Below are 21,922 nucleotides of genomic sequence, written 5' to 3' on the forward strand. Positions count from 1 at the left end.
GCTATCAGATAGAAACAGGGCGCCCTTGGGCGCCTTGCTTGTTTCTGGCTGGTGCCGCAGCGCCCTCACCCTAGCCCTCTCCCGGAGGGAGAGGGAACTGTTCGGCGGCGATCATCGCCAGCCTTGCGCTGAAAACGCCATCCTCCAGCCGGGTCTCGATCTGCCAGCCCAGCTTCTCGCAGATACGCTGGATGATGGTGAGGCCGCAGCCGTAGCCAAGGATCTGATCCGGCGCTGCCGCCGTCGGGTTGCTGATGGTGAGCACCGGGCCACACAGCTCGATCTCGATATGCCCCTCGGCATAGCTCAGGGCATTTTTCAGCAGGTTGCCGAGGGCAATGGCGAGCAGGGAGAGGGGGGCATTCACCTCGCTGGTTTCGTCCAGAGTGAGGCGAATGTCGAGAGCCTCCCGCTGCAACAGCGGGGCGAGGCGGGCCAGCTCCTGGCGGATCAGCGGGGTCACCTGCTGCAGTGGCCGCTCGACCTCCTCCTTGCGACCCAGCAGCAGGAAGGTTTCGGTGAGCAGCGCCATCTCGTCGGCGGCGGCGCGGATGCGGGTGGTGGCGCGGGCTGCCGGAGCAGGCAGATCCGTCACCTTGCCGAGCAGGGCGGCCGAGCCCTGAATCACCATGTTGGGAGTGCGCAGCTCGTGGCTGGCGAAGCGGCTGAACTCCTGCTCGCGGGCGAATACCGCGCTCACCTCCTGTTTACCGGCCAACAGTGCCAGTTCGATATCGCGCAGCTCCTGCCAGGGGGCGTCGGGCTCGAAATCTGCCTGATCCGGAGTGAGGTGGGCGACCCTGTGCTGCAGCCGTTGCAGCGGCCCGGTGATATGACGTACCAGCCAGATGCCGAAGCCAAGGCAGCCAAGCAGCAGTGCCAGCCCGATCAGCCAGGTTGCGGCGCGCAGCTTGTCTTCGTAGGGATCGAGGTAGTCGTCGGCATCGTCGTTGAACACCAGATAGAGCATCCCCTCTCCGGAGGGGTGGCGGGCGACCAGAAAGTGTTTGTCCTCCTTGCCCAGCTGATGCTCGAAAAAGCCGGGGGTCCGGTAGGGCCGCAGCCACTTCGGCAGGCGGCCCGCCTCGGTCCAGTAGCTGGAAAACAGCCTGGGACTCGGGGCCGCCGCGGCCGGGCCGAGCCGCAGCCAGTCATCGCTGTAGCGGGTCACTTCCGCCTCCAGCCAGTGGCGCAGACTCAGCTCCTCCATCTTGTCTTCGGCCACCATCATCAGGCCGGAGAGCAGGATCAGCAGCACCACGCCCGCGCCCCCGAGCGCCATGATCAGGCGGTGGCGCAGGCTGGGCAGGCTCATTCGCTCACCAGTCGGTAGCCCTGACCATGCAGGGTTTCCAGCATGGGTGCCGGGAAGGGTTTATCCAGCGCGTTGCGCAGGGCGTAGATGTGGCTGCGCAGGGCGTCGGAGTCGGGCTCCTCATCCCCCCAGACGGTGTCGAGCACCTCCTGACGGCTGACGATGGCGGGGGCGCGGCGGGCCAGCAGCGCGAGGATCTGGAACGGGATCTTGCCGAGCTTGAGGGGCTCACCGGCGCGGGTCGCGCGGCCGCTGGCGACATCGACCGTCAGATCGCCAAAGCTGATGGCCCCCACATCGCCGCGCGGGCCGCGCAGACTGAGGGCTTGCAGCCGCACCTCCAGCTCCTCCATGGCGAACGGCTTGACCAGATAGTCATCGCCCCCCGCCTTGAAGCCCGCCAGCTTGTCCTCCAGGCTGTCGCGGGCGGTGAGAAACAGTACCGGGGTGGCAATCCCCTGCTCGCGCAGGCGGGCTACCGTGCTGAGCCCATCGAGGCGCGGCATCATCACATCCATGATGATGACGTCGAAACGCTGCTCCTCCAGCAGTTGCAGCGCGGCCTGACCGTGATAGGCACAATCGAGGCGGTGACCGGCCAGCTCCAGATAATCCATGATGGTCTCCGCCACCTGAGGATTGTCTTCCACTACCAAAATCTTCATGCTTTGCTCTCCTGGTTGGTGAGCGTTTCACGCTCTTTTCACACCGGATATGGCATCCTGTGTGCCAGTGTAACCCCGAGGATCCCCGATGAAGAAGTCTCTCTGCGCCCTCCTGTTGCTGATCTTGTTGCCACTTGGCACCGCACAGGCGACCGAATTCAAGCTGATCGGCCGCACCACCTGGCAGCTTGGCCAGCTGATGGTCAACGGCATGCCGTTCGTGATCGACGATCAGACCCGCTTCAAGGATTGGCTCAACGAAGATGATCTCGGCGGTACCTGGGTCGAGATGAAGGGCGTGGTGGAGAACGGCGTGCGCTATGTGCGCAAGGTCGAAGCCCTCGACGAAGATGACAAGGGCGAGATGGATCTGGAAGGGCCGGTCGAAGGGGGGCGGATTTGGGGCTACACCACCTCGGACAACAGTCTGGCGCCGTTTGAAGGGCGCTGGCTCGAGCTGGAGTGCAAGTTTGACGGCATGCGCCTGAGCCGCTGCCGCGAGGATGACTGATCCGATCTTTGCGTTCCGATTAGAAATGCTCCCGAATGAAGCCCATGCTTGTCCAGCATGGGCTTTTTGTTCAGGGACGAACGAAGATGGAGCAAGCGAAAAAGTGGTGTGCATGGATGCTGGGTGTACCGCTCTGGGCGGCGCAGGCGGGAGCCGACGAATTATGGCTGGTGGAGCTGGAGCGCGATGACGGCATCCATCTGCAATTTCAGGGTATCGAGGTGGAGCGAGGCAGCGCTCCGGTTTGGCGGCAGGGGGAGATTTGGCCGCAGCCACTCAAACCCGGCGACCAGCTCTCCCTGCTGGTCGCCGACGGGGTGGCCACCCGGATTGAGCTGCTGACGGCCAGATCTCCGGCGGGATCCGGACAGTGGCAGCGGGTGCAAGATCGCCTGCAATCCTTCGATGACCGGCAGCTCACGCTGGCCACTCTGGGCACAGTATCACTCAATCCGGTTGTTCGCTGGGTCAACGGCTCGGCCGCCGATCTGCATGAAGGGAGTGCGCTGGTGCTGACCCGCGACGAACAGGGCCGCTTAAGCGAAATCCTTGTCATCAATCCGGAGGAGTAGTTGACCTGTCTACGATAGGCGGGTTTATCCTCTGCCCGTTGGATGAAGGAACCCCTATGTTGACGATTACCCGGCTGGCCAGAGAACTGGGCCTGAGCCGCACCACCCTGCTCTATTACGAACGTCTCGGTCTGCTGCTTCCCGCCCTGCGCGGGGAGAACGGCTATCGCCGCTATGGCGAGGCCGAGCTGGAACGGGGGCGGCAGATCGCCAGCTTTCGTGCCATGGGGCTGCCGCTCGAAGAGATCGGCACCCTGCTGGCGGCAAGGCAGGAGAGCCACTCCTGCCTCGATGGTCATCTGCTGCGACTGGAGCAGGAGATCGCCGAGCTGAGGCGGCAACAGCGGGCCATCATCCTCTATCGCCAACAGACACACGAGGAGATCCCCATGGTAGACAAGGCACGCTGGGTTGCCATCATGCAGGCCGCAGGCATGACCGAAGAGATGATGCGCAACTGGCATATCCAGTTCGAGAAGATGGAGCCACAGGCCCATCAGGAATTCCTCGAATCCCTGCAGATCCCCACCGCGGAGATCGCCGCCATCCGCACCTGGTCGCGCGGGGAGTAACCCGGTCCGACCACAGCACCAGCCGTTGACCCATATTGTTAACGGCTTGTGCTTTAGATTTTCCCCCTTATACTGGCGCCATCTTGTCGGAGTGCTGACCGTCGAACGACGCGAAGCTGAGACCGTTAATTCGGGATCCGTGGAACCTGATCAGGTTAAAACCTGCGAAGGGAACAAGGGTAACTTGCGGGTTACCGCGCCGGAGGAGGAACAAGCCTCTTCCGCTCATCGAAGGGGTAACCCTGATGGGTCAGGGCGCACAGGAGGGAGTCTGTCCCGTCCGGTTGTCCAGCACGTGGGGCGCCTTGCCCACAGAGTGCAGAGAGCGGGAAGTGGCAGAACAGCAGAGCGGAGATCCATCCCGCGCGCACTCCCTCCTGACATAAATACCCCGCCGCAAGTTCATCTTCTCCTCGAACTCCAGACAAGCAAACACCCATAACTTCAACCAGTTAATGTGAGTTTTGCTATGTCTACTTCTGTATCTGATACCGCCAAATCCAGCCGCCGCGAGCAGCGCTCCAGCGCCCAGGCATTTATCGACAGCCTCAAGGGGATGGCTCACCCCAACTCCCGCCGCATCTTTATCGAAGGCTCCCGCGCCGATATCCGGGTGCCGCTGCGGGAAATCCAGCTGGCCGACACCTTCGTCGGCGGCACCAAAGAGGCTCCCCGGTTCGAGCCCAACGAGCCGGTGCCGGTCTATGACACCTCGGGCCGTTACGGGGAGGAGGGGGTCGCCATCGACGTGCGCTGCGGCCTGCCGCGCCTGCGGGAACACTGGGTGCTGGAGCGCGATGACACCGACGCCCTGCCGGGGCTCAGCTCCACCTTCACTCAGGAGCGTCTGGCCGACGAGGGGCTGGATCACCTGCGCTTCGAGCACTTGCCAAAACCGCGCCGTGCCAAGCAGGGCCGCCGGGTCACCCAGCTCCACTACGCCCGTGCCGGTATCGTCACTCCCGAGATGGAATTTATCGCCATTCGCGAGAACATGGGGCGCGAGCGGGTGCGCTCCGAACTGTTGCGCACCCAGCATCCGGGCCGCGATTTCGGTGCCCGCCTGCCCCAGAACATCACCCCCGAATTTGTGCGCGATGAGGTGGCCGCCGGTCGCGCCATTATCCCCAGCAATATCAACCACCCGGAAGCGGAGCCGATGATCATCGGCCGCAATTTTCTGGTGAAGATCAACGCCAACATCGGCAACTCGGCGGTCACCTCCAGCATCGAAGAGGAGGTGGAAAAGCTGGTCTGGTCCACCCGCTGGGGCGCCGACACCGTCATGGATCTCTCCACCGGCCGCTACATCCACGAGACCCGCGAGTGGATCCTGCGCAACAGCCCGGTGCCCATCGGTACCGTGCCCATCTATCAGGCGCTGGAGAAGACCAACGGCATCGCCGAAGACCTCACCTGGGAGCTGTTCCGCGACACCCTGCTGGAGCAGGCCGAGCAGGGGGTGGACTACTTCACCATCCACGCCGGCGTCCTGCTGCGCTTCGTGCCGATGACCGCCAAGCGCCTCACCGGCATCGTCTCCCGCGGCGGCAGCATCATGGCCAAGTGGTGCCTCTCCCACCACAAGGAGAACTTCCTCTACCAGCACTTCCGCGAAATCTGCGAGATCTGCGCCGCCTATGACGTGGCCCTGTCCCTCGGTGACGGTCTGCGCCCGGGCTCCGTCTATGACGCCAACGACGAGGCCCAGTTCGCCGAGCTGCGCACCCTGGGCGAGCTGACCAAGATCGCGTGGGAGTACGACGTGCAGGTGATGATTGAGGGGCCGGGCCATGTGCCGATGCACATGATCGAGCGCAACATGACCGAGCAGCTGGAGCACTGCCACGAGGCGCCTTTCTATACCCTGGGCCCGCTCACCACCGACATCGCGCCGGGTTACGATCACTTCACCTCCGGCATCGGCGCCGCGCTCATCGGCTGGTATGGCTGCGCCATGCTCTGCTACGTCACCCCCAAGGAGCATCTGGGGCTGCCCAACAAGGAGGATGTGAAGCAGGGGCTGATTACCTACAAGATCGCCGCTCACGCCGCCGATCTGGCCAAGGGGCATCCGGGCGCCCAGATCCGCGACAACGCCATGTCCAAGGCGCGCTTCGAGTTCCGCTGGGAGGATCAGTTCAATCTGGCCCTCGACCCCGACACCGCCCGTGCCTACCACGACGAGACCCTGCCGCAGGAGTCCGGCAAGGTGGCTCACTTCTGCTCCATGTGCGGGCCCAAGTTCTGCTCCATGAAGATCACTCAGGATGTGCGCGACTACGCAGCCAAGCTTGAAGCGGTGGAGATCAAGCTGGTCGGTATGGATGGTCAGCAGGAGCAGGTGGTGGCTCAGGTGGAGAGCGGCATGGCCCGCATGGCAGAGACCTTCAAGGAGACCGGTGGCGAGATCTACCATCAGGCGGCGGCGCTGAAACAGGCCGCAGGGGAGGAGGCGTGAGCTGCGCAAGCGGGGCTGTCAGCCCCGCCGATCTGTCGCCCGTGACGGACTTGCTGCCTGTGGTCTGGACCATTGCCGGTTCCGACTCCGGCGGCGGTGCCGGTATTCAGGCCGACTTGCACACATTGCACGACCTCGGCGTGCACGGCTGCTCGGTTATCTCCGCCATCACCGCCCAGAACTCGGTGGCGGTGAAGATGGTCGACCCCGTGCTGATGCAGACCTTCACCGCCCAGATTGACGCCCTCAGCGTCGATCTGCCACCCGCCGCCATCAAGATCGGCCTGCTGCCGACCCGGCTCCATGTCGAGGTGCTGGCCCGCCGACTGGCGGCCATCGAGGCTCCCTTCGTGGTCTACGACCCGGTGGCCATCGCCAGCACCGGCACCCCGATGGCGGAACCCAATATGCTGGCGGCGGTGCGCGAGCAGCTGTTGCCGCGCCTCTCCTTGATCACCCCCAACGGCCCCGAGCTGGAGGCCCTGACCGGTCTGCCGGTCAGCAGCCCCGAGCTGGTGCGCCTCGCCGCCCGGCGGCTGCGTGAACTCGGCGCCCGTGCCGTGCTGGTCAAGGGCGGTCATCTGGAGTGGAGCGGCGAGCTCTGCCTCGACTACTACCAGGATGCGCAGCGCGAGTTCTGGCTGGCGGCGCCGCGCCTGAATACCCGCCACGGCCACGGCACCGGCTGCTGCTACGCCAGCGCTATCGCCGCCGTGGTGGCGCAGGACTACCCGGTGGAGGACGCCATCACCCTCGCTCGTGCCTACCTGCAACAGGGGTTGGCGGCGGCGCAAGGAGTGGGGGCAGGCCCGGGACCCATCGCCCATCTCGGCTGGCCCGCCGATCTGGCTCACTTCCCCCGCGCCGTATTGGCGGGTTCAACCCTCGATCACCGCTTCGGGCTTTATGAGACAAGCAGCGCCCGCCTGCCGGAGGGCTCCTTTGCGCCGACCGAACACAACCTCGGCCTCTATCCGGTGGTGGATTCGGTCAAATGGCTGCGCCGCCTGCTGGGGGCTGGGGTCAAGACCATCCAGCTGCGGATCAAGAATCTGCCCGCCGCTCAGGTGGCACCGGCCATTGCCGAGGCTGTGGCGCTCGGCCGCCGCCATGGGGCGCGGCTCTTTATCAACGACTACTGGCAGCAGGCCATCGAGGCGGGTGCCTGGGGCGTGCATCTGGGACAGGAGGATATGGAGACCGCCGATCTCGCCGCCATTCAGGGGGCCGGGCTGCGCCTTGGCATCTCCACCCACGGCTACTTCGAGCTGATGCGGGCGCGCGAGCTGGCCCCCTCCTATATCGCGCTGGGCCATATCTTCCCGACCAACACCAAGGCGATGCCTTCGCGTCCGCAGGGGTTGGTGCGGCTGCACCACTACCGCGCTCTGATGGCGGAGTGGCCGACGGTAGCCATCGGCGGCATCAGCGAGGAGCGGGTGGCGGCGGTCAAGGCGAGCGGAGTCGGCAGCATCGCGCTGGTCTCGGCGATCACCGCGAGCGACGACTGGCAGGGGGCGACCGAGCGGCTGCTCGCTGCCGTGGGGGCGGGGGATGAGCCACGCTCGGCTTCTGCCATAAGGGAGGTGGAACATGCTCTCTGGTGCTGAGTATTTGCGCGATTCAGCCCGCCAGCTTACCTCGCTGGCCGGATGGGGAGGCACTGATGTTGGCTGATGCTGAATACCTCAGATATGGCCGCCAGCTGATGCTGGCGGAAGTGGGGGAGGTGGGTCAGGCGCGGCTCAAGGATAAATCGGTACTGATCGTCGGTCTCGGCGGGCTCGGCTCGCCGCTCGCCCTCTATCTGGCCGGGGCCGGGGTGGGCACCTTGTGGCTGGCCGATGGCGATACGGTCGATTCCAGCAACTTGCCGCGCCAGATCCTGTTCGATAGCGAGGCGGTCAACCACTCCAAGGCGGAGCTGGCCCGCGAGCGCTTGGCGGCCCACAACCCGCTGGTGGAGCTGATCTCCATCAACCAGCGGCTCGATGCCGCCAACCTGCCGGAGTTTGTGGCCGAGGTAGATCTGGTGATCGACTGCTGCGACAACCTCGCCACCCGCCAGGCCATCAACGCCGCCTGCGTGGCTCAGGACAAGCCCTGGATCTCCGCCGCCGCAGTGGGTTGGCAGGGGCAGCTGATGGCGCGCACAGGTACGGAGCACGCCTGCTACGCCTGCCTCTATCCGCTGGATACCAAGGTGAGCCAGAGCTGCGAGAGCAGCGGCGTCACCGGCCCGCTGGTCGGGGTGATGGGCTCTTTGCAGGCGCTGGAGGCACTGAAGCTGCTGCTCGGGATGCCAAGTCCGGTCGCTGGCACTCTGCGCCGCTTCGATGCCCTGACTCATCAGTGGCAGACCCTCACTCTGGCTCCCGACCCCGATTGCCCGGTTTGCGGGCTGCGCCGATGCCCGACACACGATAAGGAGATCACCCCATGACCTTGACCATTCGACTCAACGATAAAGCCCAGTCGCTGACGGCAGGGCTGAGTGTGGCCGACCTGCTGGCGGCGCAAGACGTTAATCCACAGGGGGTGGCGGTGGCCCTTAACGGTGCCGTGCTGCCCCGTGGCCGCTGGGCCGAGACCCGTCTCAATGACGGAGACGAACTTCACCTCTTCACCGCCATTGCGGGAGGCTGACATGCTGACCATTGCCGATCACACCTTCTCTTCGCGCCTCTTTACCGGCACCGGCAAGTTTGCCCGCCCGGAACTGATGGCCGCCGCCATCGAGGCGAGCGGCTCCCAACTGGTCACCATGGCCATCAAGCGGCTCGAGCCGGGCAAGGCTCACGACGATATCCTGAGCCCCTTGCAGCAACTCGGGGTCAAGCTGCTGCCCAACACCTCCGGCGCCAAGACCGCCGCCGAGGCGGTATTTGCCGCCCATCTTGCCCGCGAGGCGCTGGGGACGAACTGGCTCAAGCTGGAGATCCACCCCGATCCCCGTTATCTCTTGCCCGATCCCATCGAGACGCTGAAAGCCGCCGAGCAGCTGGTGAAAGAGGGCTTTGTGGTACTGCCCTACTGCGGCGCCGACCCCGTGCTCTGCAAGCGGCTGGAAGAGGTGGGCTGCGCCGCCGTGATGCCGCTCGGCGCCCCCATCGGTTCCAATCAGGGGCTGGTGACCCGGGAGTTTCTCGCCATCATCGTCGAGCAGGCCAATGTGCCCGTGGTGGTGGATGCGGGCATCGGTGCACCGAGCCACGCGGCCGCCGCCTTTGAACTGGGCGCCGATGCCGTGCTGGTCAACACCGCCATCGCGGTGAGCGGCGACCCGGTCGCCATGGGTCGCGCCTTTGCGCTGGCCTGCACCGCCGGTCGCAGCGCCTATGAGGCAGGCCTTGGCGCCCGCGCCCAGCAGGCGCAAGCCTCCAGCCCGCTCACCGATTTTCTGGGGGCGTTATGAGTCATGATGCTGGTGCGATGGGTCGCTCCGAGCCTTCTGCACAACCTCAGGTGCTCCCGAGTGATAGCCCCCCTCTCGGCTCTTCACAAAATAAGGGAGAGGGGCTGGGGGTGAGGGCTAAGGAGCCTTCCTTTCTCGACCGATGGCAGGAGCTGGATTGGGACGATATCGGCATGCAGATCCGCGCCAAAACTGCCGCCGATGTGGCACGCGCCCTGAGTGCCCCGCGCCGCACGCTGGCCGATTTTATGGCGCTGATCTCGCCAGCTGCCGAGGCATTTTTGCCGCAGATGGCAGCCGAGGCCGAGCGGCTCACCCGCCAGCGTTTTGGCAACACCATCGGCTTCTATGTGCCGCTCTATCTGTCGAACCTCTGCGCCAACGACTGCACCTACTGCGGCTTCTCCATGAGCAACCGCCTCAAGCGCAAGACCCTGAATGCAGAGGAGATAGAGCGCGAGTGTCTGGCCATCAAGGCGCGCGGTTTTGACAGCGTGCTGCTGGTGACCGGCGAGCACGAGCACAAGGTGGGGCTCGCCTATTTTCGCGAGGTGATGCCCATCATCCGCCGCCACTTCAGCACGGTGGGGATGGAGGTGCAGCCCCTCTCGCAGGCCGACTATGCCGAGCTGAAGAGCCTCGGTCTCGACGCCGTCATGGTCTATCAGGAGACCTACCACGCCCCCACCTACGCCCGCCACCATCTGCGTGGCAACAAGCGGGACATCGGATGGCGCCTCGCCACGCCGGATCGGCTGGGCCGCGCCGGTATCGACAAAATCGGCTTGGGGGCGCTGATCGGTCTCTCCTCGGACTGGCGCGCCGACAGCTACTTCGTCGCCGAGCATCTGAGCTGGCTTGAGCGCCACCACTGGCAGAGCCGCTATTCGCTCTCCTTCCCGCGCCTGCGCCCCTGCACCGGTGGGCTGGAGCCTGCCGTGGTCATGTCGGATCGCCAGCTGGCCCAGCTTATCTGCGCCTGGCGCCTCTTCTCGCCCACGCTGGACTTGTCCCTCTCCACCCGCGAGTCAGCCACCTTTCGCAACGGTGCGGTGCGCCTTGGCATTACCCAGATGTCGGCCGAATCGCGCACCCAGCCGGGGGGCTATGCCGAGGGGGATAAAGAGGAGCTGGAGCAGTTTGCCATCCACGACGACCGTCCGGTCGGTGAAGTGGCGGCCGCCGTGCGGCAGGCGGGGTTGCAGCCGGTGTTCAAGGACTGGGAACCGTTTTTGGGTCGCTAACGACGTTTACACCTGCGGTAACAGATAGCGGCAAGCAGATCGGAGGGGCAGATCCCCGCCACTGCTTGCCGTTTCCTTTTGCCTGCGGCCGCAGGATTGTCTCTCTGGTGTAACGATGTTTATAACTGTCGTCTCACCAGTGCAAAAATCGTGAGTGCGGGTCAGCTTATTGAATGGGTCATTGCGACCATAAGCAATGGCCGATTTGGGGCAAGGGGTGGCCGGTGGCGGCTATGTAGCCTGCGTAGGGTGCAATAAGCGGAGCGCATTGCACTGTTTTTGTTTGGTGGAGTTGGGTACCGTTTTTGAACCGCTAAAGACGCTGATTCCCAGTGATAACAGACCGCGGCAGCAAATCGGAGGGATAGATAACCGCACTGCTTGCTGCTGTTGTTTATGAGTTGCCAGTTGTTCTAACCAGATAAATTGGTTTCTGAATGCAATATACGAGGTACAGTGAGAAACGAGAATCGTGATAGATATTAACCATAAGTAGAATATCTAGACTTATCATAAATATGCCATACAATACCCATAAGTTGGCAATTCTTGGCATATATCATGATCAGACAGATTACCATTACTAACTTTCGCTCTATACGTAAAGAGACAATATCCACGGAAGAAATTACTACTCTAGTGGGTAAAAATGACGCAGGGAAATCAAACCTCCTTAGAGCATTAAATTTATTTTTTAATGGTAAGACTGATGCCGATGCTGACTATAATTTTCACTCTGACTTTAATATCAATGCAATTGTTCAGCAAAGGAAAGCGAAGGAGATTAAAGTCGAGTTGGTTCTTAAACTTCCGCGAAGTTATCGTAAGCCAGAGCAACCTGATACCGTATATTGGAGTAAAACATGGCGTGCGGATGGTTTTCACGATGAAGTGCAACAGCACTGTGAAATTAAAAGTGGCGTTGTAGTAAATAAAAAGAACTTCCCTAAAAGAAGTAAAATACCTAGTCTGTTGAAAAGCATTAACTACATATATATCCCAGCAATTAAGGATGCTAATTTTTTCCGAGACCTGCAAGGTAAGCTATACGATGTGCTAGCTATTTCATCTGAACAAGGATTACATGCATCAGCTAATAGTTTTGAGCAAGAGATCAATCAGCATATCAGTGAGTTGATGGGGGAAATTGATACTGTTTTCGCTAGTAGCAACAATGAAATCAAACTCCCTCAAAATTTAAGAAATATCTTTGGCGCCCTTGAGTTTAAAGCCGACAATATACCTTTAAGCCGTAGAGGCGATGGGATAAAAATTAGGCATATTCCCATGATGCTTTCATTTATTGCTCTGAAACAGCAAAGCATTGGTGCAAAAATAACTATTCGACCTCAGATCTGGGGATTTGAAGAACCTGAAAATAATGTTGAATTCTCAACGTGCTTTGAACTTAATAACCAGTTGGTCGAGGCAGCTAAGAAACATACGCAGATATTTATAACAACACACTCACCTGCTATATACTCACTTTCGTTTAATTCTTCATTGCCATCGGGTCTAAAGAGTATTAGCTATTATGTTGATAAAAAGGGGCATGATACTAAGCTACAATCATGTAGTGAGCATGACCTTCACGGTAATACAGGATTTCTAAATCTTGTAACGCCATTAATTGAAGAACATAGGAAAGTATGGCAAGAGAGAGAAGATGAATATAAGAGTACATTAGGTGCTTTGTCATCTCAATTGGCAGTGTCTTCCAAGCCAAGATTATTTCTTGAGGGTGTTAGTGATCGTGTTGTAATTAATAGGGTTCTGCAGTATTTAAATCGAGCAGATGAAGTTTTTATTGATGTTCCAGATAATGCTTATAATAGTGCAAATGCTGCTAGTGATAGAGCCAAGGCATTTTACTTGCTTCAGAAACATGAGAAAACAAAAATTTTAGGCCTTCTCCTTCTGGATGATGATGCAGCTGGTAAAGATGCAAAAACTCAATTAACAGAGTTTTTTAAGGGACAACAATCACCCGTGAGTGCAGCAACATATCCTCCACATGAAGCTCCTAAGCAGCTGAAAGCTAAAGGTTATGTGTGGAGAGTGGAATTGGAACACCTCTATCCAGAGAATATTTGGAATTATGCATTAGAACAATTTTGGCTTGAAGAAATTCTTGATGAAGAGCAAAAATTTACTGATGGTAAGCGTAAAGAGCTATTTAATAATGGTATAAGCCCAATTACATATAAGGCTGATTTGTCAGGTTACCAGAGATTTATCGTTGATTATGCTTTCACACATCAAGGTAAACGTCATGTAAGTCAATACATTGAGAACATGAGTGATGATGAATTACTTTCAAAAGGTATTGTTGCGGCTTTCGAACCGGTGATTGAAATAATTGTTAAAAAGCTAAGGCTGTCACCTATTGCATTAGAAAAAACAACCGCCGAAAACTCAGAATCACCCTTTATCCTGACGAGAGCATAGCGAACGAATCTCTAGCCAGATGACAGAATGTTTATTATTTCGTCCGTAGCGTTGTGGGTTATCGGATTAAGAGGTGACGAAGGGGGAGATCACCTATCACCGTTCACCTCAGATAACGTTATAGAATTCTCCTTATCACAGACGTCAGCTGGAATAAGAGCGTAGATATGCGCATCCATCGGCTGTCCATGGAGGAAAATGCGATTCCTTGCCCGACACTCGAAGGTGGCCCCGGCAGTGATGGCAACGGCTTCGCTGGCGGTGTTGCCAACCCCCATCACGATCTCCAGCCGAAATAGCCCCAACCGTTCAAAGCCAAATTCACGCAGCAGGGCGACCGCCTGCCGGGCGATACCTTGTCCTTGGTGGGATTGGCGCACCCAGTAACCGATATTGCCGTAGCGATGATGGGGCGACAGCTGGTTGATACCTGCGCCACCCAAGAGCTGGCCGGTGGTGGCGCAGAAAATGCCCATATCAAAGGCTCGTCCTGCTGCGCGATCCTGATCGCAGCTGGCAAACCACTCCAGCGCGCTCTCCCGAGTAAATGAAGGGGAGCACCAGCTCATCCATTTGCCGACCGTCTCGATGGATTCGTGGGCCGCGCGGACAAACTCGTCGGCATCGGCCGGTTCGAACGGGCGGATCACGAGTCTGGCGTTGGTAAGGCGCGGGAGTGTCATCACTTGTCCTGCTTTTTCAGAAAGTAACTGATATGCCCCGGCGGCATATCGGGTAGCTGACCAAAGACCTCGTAACCCTGCTTCTGATAGAAGGGGAGGGCCTGAAAACTGGTGGTTTCCAGATGGTAGTTGCTGATGCCCTTGCTTTGGGCGTACAGCTCCATGGCGCCGAGCAGGCGGCCGCCCCAGCCATCGCGGCGGATGCTTTCATCGATCCAGAGCCAGTCGACGTGCAGCCAGCCCCACTTGATGTCGGCGATGATGCCGCCGTGTACCTTACCCTCTTCATCCTTGATAAAGCTGGCGATCCGCTCGCGCAAATGGGTGCCGGCGTGACCCGTGTTGAAGCCCGAGAGACCAATGCGCAGCGCTTCGATCTCATCGTCCTGAGGCGGTTGGGGTGGGGTTAGTTGCATAGTGCTTCCTGCTTGATGGTGATTGTCTCTATAGGGTTGCCGCTTCCAGCGCGGCTATCTCGCCGCCGCTGATAAGCGGCAGGTTGCGGCTGATCTGCTCCACCGGCCAGTCCCACCAGGCGATGGCGTTGAGACGGGCGATGGTGTCGTCGTCGAAGCGGTAGCGGATCACCTTGGCGGGGTTGCCGCCGACCACGGCGTAGGCGGGCACGTCGCTAGTGACCACGGATCGGGCGGCGATAATGGCGCCGTTGCCGACCTTTACCCCCGGCATGATCAGGGCGTCATAGCCAATCCAGACATCGTTGCCGATCACGGTATCGCCCTTGTAGGGCAGGCTGCCCGGGGCGGGTGCGGCGCTTTCCCAACCGTTGCCGAAGATAAAGAAGGGGTAGGTGGAGAAGCCGGAGGTCTGGTGATTGGCGCCGTTCATGATGAACTTCACCCCGCGGGCGATGGCGCAGAACTTGCCGATGATGAGCTTGTCGCCGACGAAGGGGAAGTGGTAGAGGACGTTGCGCTCGAAGCCCGCCGAATCCTCCGGGTCGTCGTAATAGGTGTAGTCACCCACCTCGATATTGGGCCCCTTGATGGTGTTCTTGATAAAGCACACTTGGGGGAAGCCGTTCATGGGGTGGGGATTGGCGGGATCTGGCCCGTGCATGGTGCTCTCCTTTCGGGTCTGTTGGCTCTGTACCGTAAAGGAAGGTGGTGGCGGAGTGCTACCTTTTTCACTCCCGATTTCGCGTTTGTGCAACAACCTGGTTGGCTACCGCAGCACCGGGATGGCGTGGCGGTGCGGAAAAAGTGCGCCTGCCCGGATCGCTGGGTGAGTTTGGTCTCATTGCGATCCCATCCGGTTGGCGAAGCTGAAATGTATGTAATGTTCCTACACTTAACGTCTGTTGAGTAAAGTGCCGCGATCTTCTCTTTAGGCTCAACTAACTTACATTAAGTTGAGTTGGATCACCTATTTCTGGATTTTTGGCGCTTGCGCAAGCTGTTTCATGCCAATAACATGGTCAAAACTTAACGAGCTCAACTATTGTTAATTTCCGGAGATATTAAATGGGTGATTCTTCATCATGTGATGAGTTCCTGCTCGACGAAGAATCTTGTCATTTAATCGCCAGTTTCAAGCCTGCAGTTGAGGCTCTTTCGGCGCTATTCGGGCCTGGTTGTGAAGTGGTGCTACACGCTTTTGATAACTTGCACGCCTCGGTCGTCAAGATTGCCAACGGGCATGTCACCGGGCGGCAAGAGGGGGCGCCGGTAACCGACTTCGCGCTGACCAAGCTGCAGAGCACAGCCGGTAGTCAATGGAGTAGCTATTTCACCCGCACCAAGGAAGGGAAGGTGATGAAGTCCTCTTCGATCACGATCAAGAATCGTCATGGCAAACCGGTGGGGATGTTGTGTGTGAATTTCAGTCTGGAAACGTCGCTGACAAACCTGCTGGAAACATTCTCGCCGCCTGCGACAGCTATCCATGTGAACAATGAAACCTTTGCCAGCTCTGTGGATGATCTGGTCTCTCAGGTCATTGAAAAAGTCGATCAGGACAGTTCATTGGGTAGCAGCGTACGCAACAAGGAAATAGTGAACCGGCTGTATGACATGGGGATATTTGATATCAAGGATACGCCTCAACTGGTTGCCCGTATGTTGGGGGTTTCTCGCCATACCGTTTATTTGCATATTCGAAATCACAAATCCAGTCTGGTGAGTTCGCCAGCGTAAACCGATAGTGATGGCAGTTTGCGCATCAATTAACAATAAAAACATTTAAATTCGCTAGTAGATATACCCATGACGTGAAGGCGTGGGTACGGTTTTTATTAATTTTAATAGCAGGTCAAAAATGAATAGCAATAAAATAGCAACAATTGCCATCCATGGCGGGAATCAACATGACAAGGGTAATAATGCCATATTCCCGCCCATCACTACCGCGAGCTCTTTTATTCAGCCAAATCTCGGTGAAGGTGGTGATTATTGCTACTCTCGCTGCAGCAACCCGACTCGGTATGCCTATGAATCCGCACTGGCAGCTCTGGAAAATGGCATTTATGCCACTGCGACGGCTTCCGGTATGGCGGCAACCGCGCTGGTGCTGGAGCTGTTGCCGAAAGATGCGCACATTATCGTCATGTGTGGCGTATATGGCGGCACTTATCGCCTGTTCGAGCGGTTGCGCAAGCATACATCTGGCCTGAATTGTACTTATGTCGATTTGAATGATCTGGATGCGGTCAGCCAGCAGATCACTGAGCAGACCAAGCTCATCTGGATTGAGACGCCAACCAATCCATTGCTGACGCTGGTTGATATTGAGCAGGTTTGCCAATTGGCGAAAGAGAAAAATCTGCTTACCTGTGTTGATAATACCTTTGCCAGTGCCTGGAACCAGAGACCGCTCGAACTGGGTGCTGATATGGTGATGTTATCCGCCAGCAAATACATTGGTGGTCACTCTGACCTGATTGGTGGGGCCATTATTACCAACAAGCCGGAATTGGCGGAAAAACTCGATTTTGTAAAGACGACTGTAGGTGCCATTGCCTCACCTTTTGATGCATATCTGGCGCTGCGTGGCATGAAAACCCTGGATGTGCGTATGGAACGCCATTGCAAAAATGCCCAGCAGATCGCCGAGTATCTTGAATCACATCCCAAGGTAAAAGAGGTTCATTACCCGGGGCTTGCCTCGCATCCGCAACATGAGCTGTGCAAAAAGCAGATGCGTTCTGGCGGTGCCGTTGTCACGGTGCGTTTACACGGTGAACGTGAGGATGTGGTCAAGTTCCTCTCCGGGCTCAAATATTTCGTGCTGGCAGAGTCACTGGGTGGTGTCGAGAGCATGATCAATCACTCTGCCTCCATGTCCCATGGTTCCATGACGCCAGCCGAACGCGAGAGTATCGGAATATATGATACGACGTTGCGCTTCTCCATTGGCATTGAAGATGTTCAGGATCTTAAAGACGATCTGGCGAATGCGCTGGCGTTAATCTGATAATAAGAAGGTTGTATTTATGCACGATTATGGGGTGTGGACAATTATCACGCCGCTGGTGACTATCCTTTTAGCGATATTCACCAGACAGGTTATTTTGTCATTGCTGGCAGGGATATTTGTTGGCTTTGTTGTTATTAACCACAGTTTCTCGCTGGGGGTTGTTGCGACCGTCAACGGGATCATTGACACCTTCTCTTCACCGGCCAATACCAGAACGATTGTCTTTATGGTGCTGATTGGCGGCATTATGAGATTGATCGTTGTGACGGGTGGGGTCCGACGACTGGTGCAATTCTTGTCAGAGAACAATGGCTATATAACCAACAAAAAGTCAGTCCAGTTGCTGGCGATGGTCATTACTTCACTGATCTTTATTGAAAGCTCAGTGAACCAGCTGATCTCCGGCGCTTCGACCAAGGATTTGGCCAAGCGCTATCATGTTCCGCCAGAGAAGATGTCATACATTATTCAAACATCATGCGTCTCTGTTTGTTCATCCGTGATGATCAATGGCTGGGGGGCGGCCATGATGGGGGTGATTGGTGTGCAGATTTCCAAGGGGTTGATCGATGGTCAACCATTTGAAATTCTGGCGCACTCCATGGTTTGGAATATCATGGCTTGGCTGTCGTTGGCATCTGTCTTGTTCTATATTTTCTCCGGCGTCTCATGGGGGCCGATGAAAAAAGCCGAGCAGCGTTATGAGCTGGCCAATCATGATGTCGCGGAGACAGTCGCCGAGCATCACGATGAGGTTATCAAGCATCCGGCCAGTGACTCTTTGTGGAACTTTTTCATCCCGATCCTCTCAACGGTATTGATGGTGCCGGTCGTGCTCTATCTGACTGGCGATGGTAATTTCTCCAAGGGGAGCGGTTCCATGTCTGTCTATTCCAGTGCCATGTTCGGGACTCTGGTCTCTTTTGTATGGTTCTGGTGCCGTGGTATTTTAAATATCGAGAGCTTCTTTAAAGAGCTGTATGTTGGTTATGCCAGTATGGTAAAAATCAGCTCGGTGATGATCCTGGCATTCCTGATGGGCCATATTTCAGCCGAGCTGAACACTGGCAATTACATTGCATCGGTGACATCAGGTGTGATTTCACCCAGCTTCTCAATTGGCTTCATCTTTATCATCAGTGCCATCATGTCACTGGCAACCGGTACTTCATGGGGCACGTTTGCCATCATGATCCCGATTGGGGTGCAGTTAGGGGTCTCCTTGAATGTACCGTTTGAATATATGATTGGTGCTTCAATCGCCGGTTCTATATTTGGTGATATGACATCGCCTATATCAAGTGATGCCATTGTGGCATCAATGGCTACCAACTGCGAGCATATAGAGCATATCAGAACGCAGTTTCCCTATGCATTGGTTACCGGTGCGATAGCATTTATTGGCTATGTTATTTTAGGGTTTTCAATCTGAAGTTGAATTGTTGTCAGGCATGAGGCACTCTATCGAGTGCCTCAATTTCATATGACGACAAGTATTTTATTTGGAGATGATGATGAGTCACCTGATTGAAAAAATAAATAGTTTCCCGCGAGTTGAGCTGGTTAAATCTGCAACGCCATTAGAATATTTAGCTCGCTTCTCCGAGCATCTGGGGCGTGATGTTTATATCAAGCGTGATGATATTACCCCACTCGCCATGGGTGGCAACAAGCTCAGAAAGCTGGAGTTTTTGGTTGCCGAGGCAAAACTGAAAGGTGCAAATGTCTTGGTTACTGCTGGGGCAATTCAATCCAACCACGTACGCCAGACCGCTGCTGTCGCTGCAAAATATGGCATGCGATGTGTCGCACTATTGGAAAATCCGATCAATACCGCTTCAGATAATTATTTGCATAATGGCAATAGCTATCTGATGGATCTATTCGGTTGTGAAGTCGAGTTGGTTGACGAACTCAATGCACCCGATGAACAACTGGAAGCCGTTCGGCTGCGTCTGGAGCAACAAGGGGCAATTCCGTATGTTGTTCCTATTGGTGGTTCAAATGCGCTGGGGTCTCTGGGTTATGTTGTTTGTGCCAATGAAATTGCGGCGCAGGCGGAGGCCATGGGTATCGAGTTTGCGGCAGTCGTGGTTCCCTCTGGCAGCGCTGGCACCCATGCCGGGTTGGCGGTGGGTCTGGAGCAGTTGATGCCTGAGTGCGAATTGATCGGGGTGACCGTTTCACGAGTTGTGGCGACACAAGCACCGAAAGTGATCAAGCTCCAGCAAGAGGTTGCCGCTCTGCTCGAGGTGAATGCCGCTGCAAACATATCGCTGTGGGATGAGTATTTCCTGCCAATGTATGGCATGCCAAATGAGCAGGGTATGGCTGCAGTGAAGTTATTGGCGAGTCTGGAAGGGATTACGCTGGACCCTGTTTACACCGGTAAAGCCATGGCTGGCCTGATAGATGGCATCAAGACAGACAAGTTTGGCAAGCAGGGGCCGTTGTTATTTGTTCATACCGGTGGTTCACCTGCGTTGTTTGCTTATTATCCATCGGTATGATGTTGCGATTTTTCATAAGTGCTTAGCAAGTTTAAGTAAGGCGACTGATCGTTTTGGTGGCCTTATTTAAACCGGGAGATTACTGGTATTAGAAAGTCGATGTCTTCATTTATCCTGATAGTCCCATCGGTGTAGTGTTTATTCGAGTTCATCGATGAGCGGCCCACCAAAATAAGCTCAATAGCGTAACGAACGGAGTGCACAGCCACCCCGTTGGTGTTGATTATTGCAGTGCCAGCCACCTTATTCACTGCTCCCTTGATGGTGTTCTTGATAAAGCTCATCTGGTGAAAACCACCGATACGAAGGGAATGGGTGGTCGTGGCCTGGGACAGGGTGGCTAACCGGATTGAGCCGGTCGCTAGAGCGCCGGGAAGTAGCAGGCGGCCATGTCGATGGGGTGATCGGGGCAATCGGGTAGATAGAATTGCCAACCTGCATCGGAGAAGGCGCGCAGTTCGGTTTCGATATATTTGATGGCGAGACTCAGGGCCTGCAGGCTGTCGACGCCGTAGATAAAGGTCTTGTCGCTGAGCCCTGCCAGCTTCACTTTGCAGCGCCAGTCACCGCTGGCGGATTGGGGATCAGGTTCGGGGGCTCTGATGGCAATCTTGAGGGTGAGCTGCTCCCCTTCGGTGCTGATGGCGTCAAAGCGGGCGGTGACGATGGCGTTTTTCATCCTGTGGTTCCTTTTCCGTGGGGTCGCCATGGGGCGGCGTGCATCCTGCTGGCGGATGGGGCAATTGCCAGGCTCAAGATGGTCAGCGTAAATGAACTCTTGTGCTGAAACAATGAGATATCGTTGGACTCACGGGGTGTCAGTGCGGTGGTGAGGAAACTCCGGAGCGACAGCGGCACCAGCGAGCTATGCTCGCCAATACAGTGGCATGCTGCGAGATGTAAAGGATAGTTGGCTGTGGTCGCAGAATAATCGCTGGTGTCTATAAGGGTTGGTGACGCCTGTTGAGGCAAAATAGATAGCCCTGTTTAAAGTCGAAGTACAGGAGTTCCCGTGACACTTTCGGTATCGCAACTTTATGAAGTGATAGCCCAGCTGCCAGATCCGGTCTTCATTCTCAGTGAGGATGGCTATTACGTTGAATACATAGGCGGCACGGAGCTGCAATCCTATCAGGATGGCAATCCGCTAGCGGGCAAGCAGCTGGCGGATGTGTTGCCAGCCGAGATGGCACAGTGGGTCATGGGGCAGGTGGGCCAGTCACTGGCGAGCGGGCAGGTTCGGGTGGTGGAGTATGAGCTGGCCGCGACCGAGGTTGGGGGAATCGAGACCACTGTTGGGCCACAAGGGGTACAACGCTTCGAGGGCAAGATAGCTCCGCTACCATCCCTCTATGATGGCAAGCGGGCAGTGGCCTGGGTGACGCGCAATATTACCCGCCAGTTCGAGTTGCAGCAGCGGCTCCAGCGCCAGAGTGAAACCGACCAGCTGACCGGCCTCTACAACCGTCGTTACTTCTTCGATCACTGCCAGCAGTTGCGGGCGGGTGAAGCGCCCTGCGGCCTTATCATGCTCGACATCGATCACTTCAAGCAGATCAACGATCGTTACGGTCATCAGCAGGGAGATCTGGCGTTGCAGCGCTTTAGTGGTTGCATTGATGCCTTGTTGCGGGCGGACGATCTCTTTGTGCGCAGCGGCGGCGAGGAGTTCCTGATCCTGTTGCCACGGCAGGATGAAGCTGCTTTGCTGCAGATGGGCGAGCAGATCCGCGCCGCCGTCGCAGCGCTGCCTGCCGATCCGGTCGGCATGACGGTGAGCTTGGGCACCACCCTGGTGCTGCCGGATGAGGAGATTAATCAGGCGCTGGCCCGTGCCGATGAGTGGCTCTACCGGGCCAAGCGGGCGGGCCGCAATCGGGTTGCGCACTGTCCGGCCCCCTGACACTCTCTTTATCGTTGGCAACAAATAATCTCACTGGCTCAACTAGCAATGACTGGAGGGCATGTGAATTATTTAACTCATATTCTTGTTACTATGGTGCTAATATTCTTGGCCTGATCACTGGTCTTATTTGTGTTGTTGGACATTGGGATGAGGTTTTATCAGTATGTTATCAAACCGGCTTGAAT

At 57.1% G+C, this 21,922-nt stretch carries 21 protein-coding genes and 1 riboswitch; of the genes, 15 read left to right on the forward strand and 6 right to left on the reverse strand.

Annotation, left to right across the window (positions count from 1 at the left end; genetic code table 11):
* Positions 1-70: 70 nt before the first annotated feature.
* Entirely contained in the window at positions 71-1,315 is a 1,245-nt protein-coding gene (locus ACE1BR_RS17660; protein ID WP_374872545.1) for a sensor histidine kinase, read from the reverse strand.
* Positions 1,312-1,980, reverse strand: a complete 669-nt coding sequence (locus ACE1BR_RS17665; protein ID WP_374872547.1) for a response regulator transcription factor — start codon at positions 1,978-1,980, stop codon at positions 1,312-1,314. The genes ACE1BR_RS17660 and ACE1BR_RS17665 overlap by 4 nt, the downstream gene beginning before the upstream one ends.
* Positions 1,981-2,068: 88 nt before the next feature.
* Between ACE1BR_RS17665 and ACE1BR_RS17670 the strand changes: the two genes are divergently transcribed.
* The 10 genes from ACE1BR_RS17670 (at position 2,069) to ACE1BR_RS17715 (ending at position 13,203) form a co-directional block, all read left to right on the forward strand.
* Entirely contained in the window at positions 2,069-2,491 is a 423-nt protein-coding gene (locus ACE1BR_RS17670; RefSeq protein ID WP_335816127.1) for a hypothetical protein, read from the forward strand.
* Positions 2,492-2,577: 86 nt separating this feature from the next.
* Positions 2,578-3,063: a hypothetical protein gene (locus tag ACE1BR_RS17675; RefSeq protein WP_374872549.1), complete on the forward strand. Its 486-nt coding sequence runs from the start codon at positions 2,578-2,580 to the stop codon at positions 3,061-3,063.
* A gap of 56 nt (positions 3,064-3,119) precedes the next feature.
* Positions 3,120-3,635 (forward strand): MerR family transcriptional regulator, encoded by a 516-nt coding sequence (locus ACE1BR_RS17680; protein WP_374872551.1) that lies wholly within the window; start codon positions 3,120-3,122, stop codon positions 3,633-3,635.
* Between the two features lie 77 nt (positions 3,636-3,712).
* A riboswitch (TPP riboswitch) is annotated at positions 3,713-3,825 on the forward strand.
* A 279-nt stretch (positions 3,826-4,104) separates the two neighbouring features.
* Entirely contained in the window at positions 4,105-6,096 is a 1,992-nt protein-coding gene (gene thiC, locus ACE1BR_RS17685; RefSeq protein WP_374872553.1) for a phosphomethylpyrimidine synthase ThiC, read from the forward strand.
* Complete coding sequence (gene thiE / locus ACE1BR_RS17690) at positions 6,093-7,706, forward strand: thiamine phosphate synthase (protein ID WP_374872555.1); 1,614 nt, start codon at positions 6,093-6,095, stop codon at positions 7,704-7,706. The genes thiC and thiE overlap by 4 nt, the downstream gene beginning before the upstream one ends.
* Positions 7,707-7,762: 56 nt before the next feature.
* A complete protein-coding gene (locus ACE1BR_RS17695; protein WP_374872557.1) occupies positions 7,763-8,539 on the forward strand; it encodes a ThiF family adenylyltransferase in 777 nt (258 codons plus the stop codon).
* Positions 8,536-8,742 carry a sulfur carrier protein ThiS gene (gene thiS, locus ACE1BR_RS17700; protein WP_374872559.1) on the forward strand — a complete coding sequence of 69 codons (207 nt, stop codon included), beginning with the start codon at positions 8,536-8,538 and terminating at the stop codon, positions 8,740-8,742. Before ACE1BR_RS17695 ends, thiS begins: the two co-directional genes overlap by 4 nt.
* Position 8,743: 1 nt before the next feature.
* A complete protein-coding gene (locus tag ACE1BR_RS17705) occupies positions 8,744-9,511 on the forward strand; it encodes a thiazole synthase (RefSeq protein ID WP_374872561.1) in 768 nt (255 codons plus the stop codon).
* A 17-nt stretch (positions 9,512-9,528) separates the two neighbouring features.
* The gene (gene thiH / locus ACE1BR_RS17710) at positions 9,529-10,755 is read left to right on the forward strand and encodes a 2-iminoacetate synthase ThiH (protein WP_374872689.1); all 1,227 of its coding nucleotides are present in this window, start codon (positions 9,529-9,531) and stop codon (positions 10,753-10,755) included.
* 561 nt (positions 10,756-11,316) lie between these two features.
* Positions 11,317-13,203: an ATP-dependent endonuclease gene (locus ACE1BR_RS17715; RefSeq protein WP_374872563.1), complete on the forward strand. Its 1,887-nt coding sequence runs from the start codon at positions 11,317-11,319 to the stop codon at positions 13,201-13,203.
* A gap of 89 nt (positions 13,204-13,292) precedes the next feature.
* Here the strand turns inward: ACE1BR_RS17715 and ACE1BR_RS17720 are convergent, their stop codons facing one another.
* Genes ACE1BR_RS17720 through ACE1BR_RS17730 form a run of 3 tightly spaced genes read right to left on the reverse strand, consistent with a single transcriptional unit; the run spans position 13,293 to position 14,966 of the window.
* Positions 13,293-13,886: a GNAT family N-acetyltransferase gene (locus ACE1BR_RS17720; protein ID WP_374872565.1), complete on the reverse strand. Its 594-nt coding sequence runs from the start codon at positions 13,884-13,886 to the stop codon at positions 13,293-13,295.
* Positions 13,886-14,302: a GNAT family N-acetyltransferase gene (locus ACE1BR_RS17725; protein ID WP_374872567.1), complete on the reverse strand. Its 417-nt coding sequence runs from the start codon at positions 14,300-14,302 to the stop codon at positions 13,886-13,888. Before ACE1BR_RS17725 ends, ACE1BR_RS17720 begins: the two co-directional genes overlap by 1 nt.
* Before the next feature lie 28 nt (positions 14,303-14,330).
* Positions 14,331-14,966 (reverse strand): Vat family streptogramin A O-acetyltransferase, encoded by a 636-nt coding sequence (locus tag ACE1BR_RS17730; RefSeq protein WP_374872569.1) that lies wholly within the window; start codon positions 14,964-14,966, stop codon positions 14,331-14,333.
* A 404-nt stretch (positions 14,967-15,370) separates the two neighbouring features.
* Here ACE1BR_RS17730 and ACE1BR_RS17735 point away from each other — a divergent pair, with 404 nt between their 5' ends.
* From ACE1BR_RS17735 to ACE1BR_RS17750, 4 genes are all read left to right on the forward strand, one after another.
* Positions 15,371-16,042, forward strand: a complete 672-nt coding sequence (locus ACE1BR_RS17735; protein WP_374872571.1) for a transcriptional regulator — start codon at positions 15,371-15,373, stop codon at positions 16,040-16,042.
* A gap of 121 nt (positions 16,043-16,163) precedes the next feature.
* Positions 16,164-17,318, forward strand: a complete 1,155-nt coding sequence (locus tag ACE1BR_RS17740) for a trans-sulfuration enzyme family protein (protein WP_374872573.1) — start codon at positions 16,164-16,166, stop codon at positions 17,316-17,318.
* A 19-nt stretch (positions 17,319-17,337) separates the two neighbouring features.
* Positions 17,338-18,753 (forward strand): Na+/H+ antiporter NhaC family protein, encoded by a 1,416-nt coding sequence (locus ACE1BR_RS17745; RefSeq protein WP_374872575.1) that lies wholly within the window; start codon positions 17,338-17,340, stop codon positions 18,751-18,753.
* Positions 18,754-18,835: 82 nt separating this feature from the next.
* Complete coding sequence (locus tag ACE1BR_RS17750; RefSeq protein WP_374872577.1) at positions 18,836-19,831, forward strand: D-cysteine desulfhydrase; 996 nt, start codon at positions 18,836-18,838, stop codon at positions 19,829-19,831.
* Positions 19,832-20,192: 361 nt separating this feature from the next.
* Here the strand turns inward: ACE1BR_RS17750 and ACE1BR_RS17755 are convergent, their stop codons facing one another.
* Positions 20,193-20,510, reverse strand: coding sequence for a DUF6968 family protein (locus tag ACE1BR_RS17755; protein ID WP_374872579.1), 318 nt, complete (start codon positions 20,508-20,510; stop codon positions 20,193-20,195).
* Between the two features lie 333 nt (positions 20,511-20,843).
* On the opposite strand from ACE1BR_RS17755, the gene ACE1BR_RS17760 reads away from it, so the two are divergent.
* Positions 20,844-21,734 carry a diguanylate cyclase gene (locus ACE1BR_RS17760; RefSeq protein WP_374872582.1) on the forward strand — a complete coding sequence of 297 codons (891 nt, stop codon included), beginning with the start codon at positions 20,844-20,846 and terminating at the stop codon, positions 21,732-21,734.
* The last annotated feature ends 188 nt before the right edge of the window (positions 21,735-21,922 follow it).

The organism is Aeromonas sp. MdU4, assembly GCF_041929505.1.
GTDB lineage: Bacteria > Pseudomonadota > Gammaproteobacteria > Enterobacterales > Aeromonadaceae > Aeromonas.

What these genes read in the sequence shown, in the direction of transcription:
- ACE1BR_RS17660 (WP_374872545.1), bottom strand. Translation starts at nt 1,315, where the DNA reads ATGAGCCTGCCCAGCCTGCGCCACCGCCTGATCATGGCGCTCGGGGGC.
- ACE1BR_RS17665 (WP_374872547.1), bottom strand. Translation starts at nt 1,980, where the DNA reads ATGAAGATTTTGGTAGTGGAAGACAATCCTCAGGTGGCGGAGACCATC.
- ACE1BR_RS17670 (WP_335816127.1), top strand. Translation starts at nt 2,069, where the DNA reads ATGAAGAAGTCTCTCTGCGCCCTCCTGTTGCTGATCTTGTTGCCACTT.
- ACE1BR_RS17675 (WP_374872549.1), top strand. Translation starts at nt 2,578, where the DNA reads ATGGAGCAAGCGAAAAAGTGGTGTGCATGGATGCTGGGTGTACCGCTC.
- ACE1BR_RS17680 (WP_374872551.1), top strand. Translation starts at nt 3,120, where the DNA reads ATGTTGACGATTACCCGGCTGGCCAGAGAACTGGGCCTGAGCCGCACC.
- thiC (WP_374872553.1), top strand. Translation starts at nt 4,105, where the DNA reads ATGTCTACTTCTGTATCTGATACCGCCAAATCCAGCCGCCGCGAGCAG.
- ACE1BR_RS17695 (WP_374872557.1), top strand. Translation starts at nt 7,763, where the DNA reads ATGTTGGCTGATGCTGAATACCTCAGATATGGCCGCCAGCTGATGCTG.
- thiS (WP_374872559.1), top strand. Translation starts at nt 8,536, where the DNA reads ATGACCTTGACCATTCGACTCAACGATAAAGCCCAGTCGCTGACGGCA.
- ACE1BR_RS17705 (WP_374872561.1), top strand. Translation starts at nt 8,744, where the DNA reads ATGCTGACCATTGCCGATCACACCTTCTCTTCGCGCCTCTTTACCGGC.
- thiH (WP_374872689.1), top strand. Translation starts at nt 9,529, where the DNA reads ATGGGTCGCTCCGAGCCTTCTGCACAACCTCAGGTGCTCCCGAGTGAT.
- ACE1BR_RS17715 (WP_374872563.1), top strand. Translation starts at nt 11,317, where the DNA reads ATGATCAGACAGATTACCATTACTAACTTTCGCTCTATACGTAAAGAG.
- ACE1BR_RS17720 (WP_374872565.1), bottom strand. Translation starts at nt 13,886, where the DNA reads ATGACACTCCCGCGCCTTACCAACGCCAGACTCGTGATCCGCCCGTTC.
- ACE1BR_RS17725 (WP_374872567.1), bottom strand. Translation starts at nt 14,302, where the DNA reads ATGCAACTAACCCCACCCCAACCGCCTCAGGACGATGAGATCGAAGCG.
- ACE1BR_RS17730 (WP_374872569.1), bottom strand. Translation starts at nt 14,966, where the DNA reads ATGCACGGGCCAGATCCCGCCAATCCCCACCCCATGAACGGCTTCCCC.
- ACE1BR_RS17735 (WP_374872571.1), top strand. Translation starts at nt 15,371, where the DNA reads ATGGGTGATTCTTCATCATGTGATGAGTTCCTGCTCGACGAAGAATCT.
- ACE1BR_RS17740 (WP_374872573.1), top strand. Translation starts at nt 16,164, where the DNA reads ATGAATAGCAATAAAATAGCAACAATTGCCATCCATGGCGGGAATCAA.
- ACE1BR_RS17745 (WP_374872575.1), top strand. Translation starts at nt 17,338, where the DNA reads ATGCACGATTATGGGGTGTGGACAATTATCACGCCGCTGGTGACTATC.
- ACE1BR_RS17750 (WP_374872577.1), top strand. Translation starts at nt 18,836, where the DNA reads ATGAGTCACCTGATTGAAAAAATAAATAGTTTCCCGCGAGTTGAGCTG.
- ACE1BR_RS17755 (WP_374872579.1), bottom strand. Translation starts at nt 20,510, where the DNA reads ATGAAAAACGCCATCGTCACCGCCCGCTTTGACGCCATCAGCACCGAA.